This window comes from Nocardiopsis sp. NPDC055824, assembly GCF_053616335.1.
Genome location: NZ_JBSHDN010000017.1, coordinates 47,835 through 59,819, shown reverse-complemented (window position 1 = coordinate 59,819; position 11,985 = coordinate 47,835). Strand labels below are relative to the sequence as shown.

Genomic DNA, 11,985 nt, shown 5'->3' with positions numbered 1-11,985 from the left:
GGCGCCCGCGCCGTGTCACATCTGTTCCAGCAGCACGTCCTCCACCGCCTCGGCGTAGGCGCGCACCGTCTGGTGGTCGAACAGCAGACGGGTGGGCACCGTGACGGCCAGCAGGCTCTCGACCTCGCGCACCACCTGGAGGCTGCGCACCGAGTCCCCGCCGATCTCGAAGAAGTTGTCGTCGCGCCCGATGCGCTCCAGGCCCAGGATGCGGGCCCACACCTGGGCCACGGCCTCCTCGGTGGGGGTCTGCGGCCCGACGTGGACGGGTGCGGCGGCGCGCGCCCAGACGGGTTCGGGCAGCAGGGCCCGGTCCACCTTGCCGTTGCTGTTGAGCGGCAGGGACTCCAGCACGGTGACGGCCGCGGGCACCATGTAGGCGGGCAGTTCGCGGGTCAGCCGCTCCCGTGTCGCCTCGGGGTCCGCCCCGTGCCCGGTGACGTAGGCGACGAGCCTGCGCCCCCCGGAGGGGGCCTCGGCCACCAGCACCACGGCCTGGGCGACGTCCGGTCCGCGCAGCAGGGCGGCCTCCACCTCCCCGGTCTCGACGCGGAACCCGTTGAGCTTGACCTGGCCGTCGACGCGGCCGACGAACACCAGGCGTCCGTCGGGGGACCAGCGCACCAGGTCGCCCGTGCGGTAGAGCCTGCCTCCGTCGCCGAAGGGGTCGGCCACGAAGCGCTCGGCGGTCAGGCCTGGCCGGCCGTCGTAACCGCGCGCGGTCCCGGGCCCGGACAGGTACAGCTCTCCCACCGCCCCCGGCGGCACCGGCCGCAGGGCGCCGTCCAGCACGTGGGCGCCGGTGGCGTCCATGGGGCGGCCGATGGGGCAGTGCCCGGCACGGGCCTCCTCCTCGCCCACCGCGGTGCACGTGGCGAACGTGGTGGCCTCTGTGGGCCCGTACACGTGGACCAGGGAGGTGTCGGGGCAGGCCCGGCGCACCCGGGCCAGGGAGGCGGGGTCGGCGGCCTCCCCGCCGGTCCACAGTTCGCGCAGCCCCGCGAAGCACTCCGGGTCCTGCTGGGCGAAGAGGTTGAACAGCGCGGTGGTGAGGAAGACCGCGCTCACCCCGTGCCGGGCGGTGTGCTCGCGCAGGGAGTCGGCGGAGAGCGGCCCGTCGGCCACCACGACGGTGCCGCCGTTGAGCAGCGGGACCCAGATCTCGTAGGTGGCGGCGTCGAAGGCGTGCGGGGAGTGGAAGAGCACCCTGTCGTGGCCGTGGCCCCAGCGGGAGTCGGCGCTGAGGGCGACCACGGCCTGGTGGTCGACCACCACGCCCTTGGGGACGCCGGTGGAGCCCGAGGTGAACATGACGTAGGCGGCGGTGTGCTCGTGTACAGGCCCCCGCCCGGCCGGGTCCCCGGCGCCCCCGCCCCCTGTCCCCTCGGCGCCGGTCAGGGCGCCGTCGGCGGCGTAGCCGACCACGGCCTCCAGGTCCGCGCAGCGCCCGGCCATGGCGGGATCGGCGACGGCCACGCGCGCTCCCAGGGCCCCGGCCAGGGATCGGACCCGCGCGGTCGGCACGGTCTCGTGCACCGGGACGTAGGCGGCCCCGGTGCGCAGGACGCCGAGCGCGGCCGCGACCACGCGCGGCGACCGGGGCATGAGCAGCAGCACCCGGGACTCCGCGCCCACGCCGAGGGAGCGCAGGCGGTCGGCGACCCGCTCGGCCTCGGCGTCCAGGTCGGCGTAGGTCCACGCGCCGTCGGCCCCGATCAGGGCGGTGGCCCCGGGGTGGAGGGCGGCGCGCTCGGCGAACAGGGCGGTGACGGTGGTGCGGGGCGGCTGTTTCCCGCCGCCCTCGGCCAGGGCCAGGGAACGGGTCGGGTCGGCGCCGGCCACGCGGCCCAGGGGGCGTTCGGGGTCCTCGGTGAGCGAGACCAGGATGCGCTCCAGGTCGGCCAGGAGGCGCTCGGCGGTCGCGGTGTCGAAGCAGGAGGGGTCGTGGCCCAGGACCAGGCGCAGCCCGTCGGAGGCGTAGGCGCTCAGGGCGAGCGGGTAGTTGGTGGCCTCCACCGCGGTGACGATCTCGGCGCGCGGGCCGTCCCCGGGCGGTGCCCCGACCACCGGGTAGTTCTCGAACACCACGGCGCTGTCGAAGAGCGGGGTGTCGCCGGGCAGGCCCGCCTCGGCCTGCACCCGGGCCAGGGACACGTGGTCCCGGGTGCGCGAGAGCGCCTGGTCCTCCTGGAGGCGGCGCAGCCACCGGACCACGGGCACGGCGGGGTCGACGGCGACGCGTACCGGCAGGGTGTTGATGAACAGCCCCACCGCGGCCTCCACGCCGGGCATGTCGTCGGGCCGGCCGGAGGTGGTGGCGCCGAAGACCACGTCGGTGCGGCCCGAGTACGCGGACAGCAGCAGGGCCCAGGCCCCCTGCACCAGGGCGTTGACGGTCAGTCCGTGGGCGCGCGCGAAGGCGTGCACGGCCTCGGCCCGCGCGGGGGCCGGCGAGACCTGGACGCGGGCGGAGGAGCGTGCGGCGCGCAGCGCGGCCGGGGGCCGGTCGTAGGGCAGCGGGGTGGGTTCGGCCACCCCCTCCAGAGCCTCCCGCCAGAAGGCGTGCGCCTCCTCGGCGTCCCGCCCGGCCAGGCGGCGCAGGTGTTCGCGGAAGTCGGGGCGCGGGGCCGGGGCGTGGCCCCGGTGGGCGGTGAGGAGGTCCTCCAGGACCAGGGGCAGGCTCCACCCGTCGAGGACGATGTGGTGGAAGGTCCACACCATGCGCACGGAGGCCTCGCCGGTGCGCAGCAGGGCCACGCGCAGGAGCGGGTCGCGGGCGGGGTCCAGGCCCAGGGAGGCGTCCCGGGCCAGGTGGTCGGCCAGTGCCCGTTCGCGTTCCTCCTCCTGCGCACCGCGCAGGTCGCGGTGGACCACCTCGACGGGGACGTCGCGGTGCACCAGCAGGACCGGTTCGCCGAGCCCCTCCCAGGCCACCCGGGCGCGCAGGACGGGGGTGGCCGCGACCACCTCCCGCCAGGCGCGGTCCAGGGAGCCGGGGTCCCCGACCCCGGTCAGGTCGACGACGACCTGCTCCAGGTAGGAGCCGGAGCCGGGTTCCAGGACGGAGTGGAAGAACATGCCCTGCTGCATGGGGGTGAGCGGCCACACGTCCTGGACGTCGCGGCCGTCGCCGACGAGGCGGTCGACCTGGGCCTGGTCCAGGCGCACCAGGGGGAAGTCGGAGGGGGTGGCCCCTCCCTGGGAGGGGTCGAGGCAGAAGCCGGCCAGGTCGGCGAGTTCGGCGGCCAGGCGGTCGGCGAGGCGGCGCACGGTGGCCGTGTCGTGGACGGTGGCGGCGTGGTGCCAGTCGAAGACCAGGCGTTCGCCCTCGAAACGGCCCACCACCTCGACCAGGTGGGCGCGTTCCTCGTCCGGGGAGTGCTCGCCGCCGGGGTTGATCCGCAGGCCGGTGTGCAGGGCGTCCCGGCCCGGCACGGTGTCGAAGCGGCCCAGGTAGTTGAAGCTCACGCCGGGCGCGGGATCCTGTTCCAGGCGGGCGCGCTGCCGGGGTGTGCCCAGGTGGCGCAGGGCCCCGTAGCCCACACCGTTGCCGGGGACCGCGCGCAGTGTCTCCTTGGTGGTGCGGATCTGGTCGGCCCAGCGGGGGGCCGAGGTGAGCACGACGGGGAAGACGGTGGTGAACCAGCCCACGGTGCGGGAGGTGTCCACGTCCTCGAACAGGTCCTCGCGGCCGTGGCCCTCCAGGTCCACGGGGACGCTCCGGGCCCCGGACCAGTCGCACAGCACGCGGCCCAGGGCGGCCAGCAGCAGGTCGTTGACCCGGGTGCGGAAGGCCGAGGGGGCCTCGCGCAGCAGGCGGCGGGTGTCCTCCTCGGACAGCCCGGCGGTGACCACCCGTTGGTCCCCCACCAGGCCGTTGCCCCGGCCGGGGTGGTCGCGGGGCAGTTCGACGCGGGTGGCGGCGACGGCCGCCCAGGTGTCGAGTTCGGCGTCGAAGGCCCCCTCCGCGGTGTGGCGGGCCAGACGGTCCGCCCACACGGGGAAGGGCGTGGTGCGCGGCCCCGGGTCCACCGGCTCCCCCCGGAGCGCCTGGTGGTAGGCGGTGGCCAGGTCCTCCAGCAGCACCCGCCAGGACACCCCGTCCACGACGAGGTGGTGGGCGGTCAGCAACAGGCGGGAGCCGGCGGCGCCGGAGTCGAGGAGGACGGCGGCGAAGACCGGCCCGCGGGCCAGGTCGAGACCGGCGTGGGCGGCGCGGATGCTCTCCGAGGCCGGGTCGTGCGTCCTCTCGGGCGGGTGCCCGGTCAGGTCGACCACGTCCAGGGGCGGGGCCGCGGTGCCGGGTTCGGCCACACGCGGGCCGTCGCCGTCGCGGCGCAGGCGGAGCATGTCGTGGTGGTCGGCCAGGGCCGCCAGGGCGGTGCGCAGGGCGCGCGGTCGCAGGGGGCGGGCCAGGTCCAGGAGCACGGACATGGCGAAGTGGTCGGGCGCCACCGGGTGCGTGCGGTCGAACCAGCCCATGACGGGTGTGGGGGTGACCGGGCCGCTCACCGGTCCCGTCCCGGCCGGCCCGGTCGGCCGCACGCGCGCCACCTCGGCCAGGGCGGCGACGCTGGGGTGGGAGAAGACGTCGCGGCTGGTCAGCTCCACCCCGGCCGCGCGAGCGCGGGAGACCGCCTGGATGCTGAGGATGGAGTCGCCGCCCAGGGCGAAGAAGTCGTCGTGGACCCCCACCCGCTCCACGGCCAGGACGGAGGCGAACACCTCGGCCAGGAGGCGTTCGGCGTCGGTCCGGGGGGCGGCGTGTTCCCGGTCGTTCCCGGGTTCGGGCAGGGCGCGGTGGTCGAGCTTGCCGTTGGCGGTCAGGGGCAGCGCCTCCAGGACCACGACGGCGGAGGGGACCATGTAGCCGGGCAGGCGGGCGGCCAGGGCGCGGCGCCACCCCTCGGCCTCCTCCTGCCCCGTGCCCTGCTTCGAGGCGACGACGTAGGAGAGGAGCCGTCGCCCGCCGCCGGGGGCGGCCCGCACCAGGGCGACGGCCTCGGCGACGCCCTCCTGGGCGAGGAGGGCGGCCTCGACCTCGCCGGGTTCGATCCGAAAGCCCCGGATCTTGACCTGGGAGTCGGCGCGGCCCACGTACTCCAGTTCCCCGGAGCGGTTCCATCGCACCAGGTCGCCGGTGCGGTAGAGCCGTCCGCCGTCGCCGAGGGGGTCGGCCACGAAGCGCTCGGCGGTCAGGGCCGGACGCCCGTGGTAGCCGCGCGCGACCCCGGCGCCGCCGATGTGCAGTTCTCCCACCGCGCCCAGGGGGACGGGACGCAGGAGGCTGTCGAGCACCCGCAGGCGCATGCCGTCCAGGGGCGTGCCGATGGGGACGGCGCGCACCGGTTCGCGGGTGCGCGCGGCGGGGTGGTGGGTGGCGAAGGTGGTGGTCTCGGTGGGCCCGTACCCGTTGGCCACGACCGTGTCGGGGCAGGCCTCCAGGACACGGTGGACGCTCGTGGGGTTGGCGGCCTCGCCCCCGGTGATCACCTCGCGCAGCGGGGCGAAGCAGGAGGGGTCCTGGGCCGCGTAGAGGTTGAAGAGGGCGGCGGTGACGAAGGTGGAGGTGACCCCGTGCCGACGCGCCAGCGCGCCGAACTCCTCCGCGCCCGCGCGCCCGGGGGGTGCGACGACCACGGCCCCGCCGCGCAGCAGCGGCACCCAGATCTCGTAGGTGGCGGCGTCGAAGGCGTGCGAGGAGTGGAAGAGCACCCGGCGGTCGCGACCGCCGTCCCATCGTGAGTCCCGGGCCAGGGCGACCACGTCGGCATGGGTCACGGCCACCCCCTTGGGCACACCCGTCGACCCGGAGGTGTGCATGACGTAGGCCACCGCGCGCGCGTCCACCACGGGAAGGGGGTCCCCGGCACGGGCGGGCGGGTACGGTTCGGTCCCGTCCAGGACCAGCACGCGGGCGTCGAGGCCCTCGGGCAGGCGGGAGCGTGAGGCGGTGTCGGTGACGACGACGCGGGCCCCGGTGTGTTCGACCGTCCAGGCCACGCGTTCGGCGGGGTCGTCGGGGTGCACGGGAACGTAGGCGCCCCCGGCGCGCAGCACGGCGAGCATCGCGGTGACCACGTGCGGACCCCGCTCCAGCAGCAGCGGGACGGCCTCCTCGGCGCCCACCCCCCGGGCGCGCAGGAGGCGGGCCAGGTCGGCGGACCTGGCGTCGAGCTCGGCGTAGGACACCTCGGGGAAGTCGCCGAGCAGGGCCGGGGCGTCGGGGGTGCGCGCCGCCTGCGCGGCGAACGCGGCCGTCACGGAGACGGGCCCGGCCTGGGCGCGACCCCGTTCCCAGGTCTCCAGGAGGGCCCGTTCGGACGCGGGGCGCAGGTCCAGGGCGGTCAGGTCCAGGCCGGGGTCGGCGACGACGGCGCCGGCCAGGCGGGACAGGGCGTCGGCCAGGGCCTCCACGCGCCCGGCGTCGTACAGGTCGGTGTTGTACTCGACGGCCAGGCGCAGGACGCCGTCGCGCTCGGCGTACTCGAAGACCAGGTCGGCCAGGGCGGCGGTGCGCGGCAGGTCGAGCTCCTCGGTGCGCAGCCCCTCCAGCTCCAGCCCGCCGGTGTGGGCGTTCTGCAGGACCATCAGCGCCTGGAACAGGGGGCCGCGGGAGGGGTCGCGTTCGGTGACCAGGGCGTCGACGACGCGGTCGAAGGGCATCTCGTGGGCGAGGGCGGCGTCGGCCTCGGCGCGCACCTGCTCGACGAACTCGGCCGCGGTGGTGCCCGGGCGCAGGCGGGAGCGGAGCACGACCGGGTTGACGAAGAAGCCGACCACGTCCTCCAGCCGGGGGTGGTCGCGTCCGGCGGAGGCGGCCCCCAGGGCGACGTCGGCGGAGCCGGAGGCCGCGGAGAGCACCGCCTGGGTCAGGGCCGCCAGGGTCGCGAAGAGCGTGGCGCCGCGTTCCGCGCCCAGGGCCCGCAGCCCCCGGAGCAGGCCGGCGTCCAGGGTGGTGCGGTGCACGGCCCCGGCCGTGGTGCGCCGGGCGGGCCGGGGCCGGTCGGTGGGCACGGCCAGCGGGGGCACGTCCTCCAGGGTGCGCGCCCAGTACTCCAGGCGGCGCCGGGCCTCGGGGCCCTCCCAGCGGCCCTGCTCCCAGACGGCGAAGTCGGCGTAGTCGAGTTCCGCACCGGTGTCGGCGTCCTCCCCGCGCACGACGGCCCGGTGGAAGGCGGCGAGGTCGCGGTGCAGGAGGTCGACCGACCAGCCGTCGCAGGCGATGTGGTGGGTGCTCAGGACCAGGACGTGGTCCTCGGCCTCCAGGCGCAGCAGCAGGGCACGGGTGGGTGGCCCCGTGACCAGGTCGAAGGGGGTGTCGACCTCGCGCCGCAGGTGTGCGTGCAGTTCCTCCCGGAGGGCGGTCCGGTCCCCGGCGGCCACCTCGCGCACCGTGAGCAGGTCGCGGCGGGGGGAGCCCACGTACTGGAAGGGCTCGCCGTCGACGGTGTCGTAGGTGGTGCGCAGGGACTCGTGGCGTTCCTGGAGCAGTTCCAGGGCGCGGCCGAGCGCGGACACGTCGAGCGGGCCGCGCAGGCGGAAGGCGCTGCCGGTGTGGTACTCGGAGCTGTCGCCGTCGAGCTGGTGCAGGAACCACAGGCGGCGTTGGGCCGCCGACAGCGGCAGCGGGCGCCCGCGTCCCACGGGGGCGATGGGCTCCTCGCGGGGTCCTGCGCCGCCCGCGGCGGCGATGCCCTCCGGGGTGGGGTGGCGGAACAGGGCGCGGGGGTCGAGGCCGGTCCCCAGGCGTTCGCCCAGACGCCAGGCCACGCGGGCGGCGAGGATGGAGTCGCCGCCCAGGGCGAAGAAGTCGTCGCGCGCGCCCACGCGTTCCAGCCCCAGGGCCGCGGCGAACTCCTCGGCGGCGGCGTGTTCGGCGCCCTCGCGCGGCCGGACGTAGTCGACGGTGCGGGCGGGGGGCGCGGGCAGGGCGCGGTGGTCGACCTTGCCGTTGGCGGTCAGGGGCAGCGCCTCCAGGACCACGACGGCGGAGGGGACCATGTAGCCGGGCAGGCGGGCGGAGAGCCTGTCGCGCAGGGCCGCGGTGTCCGTGACCGGGCCGACCACGTAGCCGACCAGGGTGCGCGCGCCCGGCGCGTCCTCGCGGACGGTGACCAGGGCCTGGGCGACCCCCTCCTGGGCGAGGAGGGCGGCCTCGACCTCCCCGGGTTCGATCCGAAAGCCCCGGATCTTGACCTGGGAGTCGGCGCGGCCCACGTACTCCAGCGTCCCGTCGGCGCCCTCGCGCACGAGGTCGCCGGTGCGGTAGAGCCGTCCGCCGTCGCCGAGGGGGTCGGCCACGAAGCGCTCGGCGGTCAGGGCCGGGCGCCCGTGGTAGCCGCGCGCGACCCCGGCGCCGCCGACGTAGAGCTCCCCGACCCGCCCCCGGGGCACGGTGCGCAGCCGGGCGTCGAGCACGCGGGCGCACATGCCGTCCAGGGGCGTGCCGACGGGGACCGACAGGTGCGGGGGCCGGGCCCGGTCCACGGCGAAGTGGGTGGCGAAGGTGGTGGTCTCGGTGGGCCCGTACCCGTTGGCCACGACCGTGTCGGGGCAGGCCTCCAGCACGGTGCGGACCGCTGCGGGAGGGACGGCCTCGCCCCCGGCGATCACCTCGCGCAGGGGGGCGAAGCAGGAGGGGTCCTGGGCGGCGAACAGGTCGAAGAGGGCGGCGGTGACGAAGGTGGAGGTGACCCCGTGCCGGCGCGCCAGCGCGCCGAAGGCGGGGGTGCTGAGCCGTTCGGGGGGTGCGACGACCACGGCCCCGCCGCGCAGCAGCGGCACCCAGATCTCGTAGGTGGCGGCGTCGAAGGCGTGCGAGGAGTGGAAGAGCACCCGGCGGTCGCGACCGCCGCCCCAGCGCCGATCCAGGGCCAGGGCCACCACGTCGGCATGGGTCACGGCCACCCCCTTGGGGACCCCTGTCGACCCGGAGGTGTGCATGACGTAGGCCGCCGCGCGCGCGTCGACCACGGGCAGTGCCGTGTCCGCGCCCCGCCACGCCACGAGGACGTCCGTCCCGTCCAGGTCGACGACCCGGGCGGTCCCCCTCAGGCGTTCGGGCAGGCGGTGGCCGAGCGAGCGGTCGGTGAGGACCAGGCGGGCGCCGGTGCGCTCGGCGGCGGCCAGCACCCGTTCGGCGGGGTCGTCGGGGTGCACGGGGACGTAGGCGCCCCCGGCGCGCAGCACGGCGAGCATCGCGGTGACCACGTGCGGACCCCGCTCCAGGGCGAGCAGCACGGTGCCCTCGCGGGGCAGCCCCCGGAGGAGCAGGAGGCGGGCCAGGTCGGCGGACCTGGCGTCGAGCTCGGCGTAGGACACCTCGGGGAAGTCACCGAGCAGGGCCGGGGCGCCGGGGGTGCGCGCCGCCTGCGCGGCGAAGACCTCCGGTACCGAGGCGTGCGGGACCGCGTCCACGGGGACGGGCTCGGGGCGGTTCGACTCCTGGGGGGACAGCACGTGGTGGCTCCTGGTGCGCGTTCGGGGAGGGAGGACGGCGGACGGGCGGACGGGTGCGGGGGGCCGTGATCCGTCGCCGCGACGGCGTGGCCGTCCGGCGGGGTCGGCGGACGCCGATCGATCCGCCATTCCCCCCATGGCCGCCGTACGACAACAGAGCGTGCCACATCGCCTTATCCAACCGGGCACTTTACCAAAATCATCTTCGTCCTGAAATTCCCTCCACGGGCTGAAAATCACACTCGGAACAACTTGCGCCACATGCAATACTTAACGCCACAAATCAGACAAAACAACGCAAAATATATTATATTCTATAAAGGCCAAGAACAAAGACCTCCCATGTGTGAGAGGCACGCACGACCACGAAACGCGAACACATTCCGGAGTCGTTCAAACACCTAGAGTAATCAGAATTCAATGTTTGACCGGATGCGGCTACGAGGTGCGCCTCTCGCCCCTATCGCCCCCGTCCACGAGGCGGGAACCGGCGCGCACTCCACCGAGGGGCGCCCCCTCCCGCGCCGCGGACCCCCACTGCCGCCCCTCCCTCCCGGGGGCGATGCGATCCCGCCATAACCAGTGGTCAGGGCCCATGTTCAGCCCATAGCACAGCGCCCGGGTCAGCGCAGGCGTTTCGCCGCAAATGGCCTTTTTTTGTGGTTTGGACGAACTTTCCGTTCCCGCGTGAGGAGGGAGGCATCCGTTCCGACGATCGTGGAGCAGGTGTGCGAACCGGAACATCTTTTCCCCTCCCACGCCCTTCCAGCAGCGCAAACGAGTGAGAAGCACCACAGGGTCACGGGTAAACCACCGGTGTTCCCGAGCGGTGTCCGGAACGGCACGTGATGCACCCCCTCCGAGGGTCGCTCCCACGGCCGCGAGGTGAACGCCCTGCTAAAACCGGGGAGCATACGAAAAAACCTGACGACCGCCGATGAGGGCGCAATGCCTTCACACCACGGAAATCTCCGCGTACGCCCGACCGCATTCCCCCTCACCTGGTTCACGGCATATCCGAATCCCTTGCCAAGGTTCGAAGCGATATGTGAGTATCCGTGACAGGTGCGGCGAACCGCCCTGTCCCCACCGAAGCGACCGGCTGCTCCCGTCCCGAGCGCCGGCCTTTCGGGTGCCCTCCGAGCTCCATGAGGAGAACCATCGTGCGCGAGGCCCTGTCCGACCTGCTCCTGCGGTCCGCCCGCCGGACCGGCGTCCCCGGAGCCCAACTCGCGGTCTACCACCGCGGGGAGCTGCACACCTGTGTCACCGGCGTGGAGGACTCCGCGACGGGGCGTCCCGTGGAAGACGCCTCCCTCTTCCCCCTGGGCTCGGTGACCAAGCCCGTCACCGCCGCCCTGGTCATGCAACTGGTGGAGGACGGCGACGTCGACCTCGACGCCCCCGTGCTGCACCACCTGGGGGGCGGCGCGCCCGACCACCCGCTGCGGGGGGTCACCGCCCGCCAACTGCTCAGCCACACCGCCGGCCTGGTCTCGGAGCGGCCCGCGGACGCCCCCGCCACCTCCCTGCGCCGTTACGTCTCCTCGCTGACCCCCGAGGACCGCATCGCGCCGCCGGGGACGGTGTTCTCCTACTCCAACACCGGCTACGCCGTGGCGGGCCGGCTCGTGGAGGCCGTCACCGGACAGGACTGGTGGGAGACCGTGGAGTCGCACCTGTGCTGGTCCACCGGCATGGAACTGGCGCCGGTCCCGGCGCCGCGGCCCCCCGCCCCCGGTCTGGTCACCGGTCACGCCGTCGACGGCGCGGGCCGGGCCCACCCGGTGGGCTTCCACATCGAGCCCGCCCTCGCCCCGGCCGGGGGACTGGCCGCGAGCGCCGCCACCCTGGCGGCCTTCGGCAGGGCCTTCCTCGACCCCGGGCACGCGGCCCTGGACGGCGAGGTCGCCTCCCCGGAGGTGCTGGGAGAGATGGGCCGCTCGGTGAGCGTGGCCGACCCCTTCGGCCTGGCCGACGGCTGGGGCGCCGGCTGGTCCCTGCACCTGGCGGGCGACCGCCTGTGGTACGGCCACGACGGGACCCTGGACGGGGCCACCTGCAACCTGCGCGTGGACCCCGAGGGCGGGACGGTGGTCGCCCTGACCACCAACTCCACCACCGGTGTGACCACCTGGGAGCACCTGGTCCGCGGTCTGCGCGAGCTGGGGGTGGACGTGGGCCACTACCGCCAGCCCGACGCCGCGGCCGAGGGCGCCGCCGCCACCGCGACCGCCCCCGACCGGGTCACCGGGCGCTACGGCAACGGCGGCCTGAGCGCCGAGGTCGTCCACGACCGCGGCGGCCACCGGCTGGTCATGTCCAACGGCTTCGAGGGCGAGCTGACCACCGGGCCGGGCGGAGCCTTCCGGGTGGTCTCCGAGCGCCACGGCGGGATCGCCCTCAGCGGACGCTTCCTCACCGACCCCGCCGCCCCCGGACGTGCCACGGCCCTGCAGTACAACGGGCGCACCCTGCGTCTGAGCGGGCTCGCCGTGGGCCCCAACGCCTGATCCACCACCC

2 protein-coding genes are annotated in these 11,985 nt (G+C 75.2%); one reads left to right on the top strand and one right to left on the bottom strand.

Translation table 11 applies throughout. The features are described from left to right. Positions 1–15 precede the first annotated feature (15 nt). On the bottom strand, positions 16–9,462 hold the full coding sequence (locus ACWGL3_RS06695) for an amino acid adenylation domain-containing protein (protein ID WP_452461001.1): 9,447 nt from the start codon (positions 9,460–9,462) through the stop codon (positions 16–18). A gap of 1,148 nt (positions 9,463–10,610) precedes the next feature. On the opposite strand from ACWGL3_RS06695, the gene ACWGL3_RS06690 reads away from it, so the two are divergent. Next, on the top strand, positions 10,611–11,975 hold the full coding sequence (locus ACWGL3_RS06690; RefSeq protein ID WP_452461000.1) for a serine hydrolase domain-containing protein: 1,365 nt from the start codon (positions 10,611–10,613) through the stop codon (positions 11,973–11,975). Positions 11,976–11,985 lie beyond the last annotated feature (10 nt).

Excerpts from the sequence above, each read along its gene's own strand:
- ACWGL3_RS06690 (WP_452461000.1), top strand. The coding sequence starts at position 10,611 with ATGAGGAGAACCATCGTGCGCGAGGCCCTGTCCGACCTGCTCCTGCGG.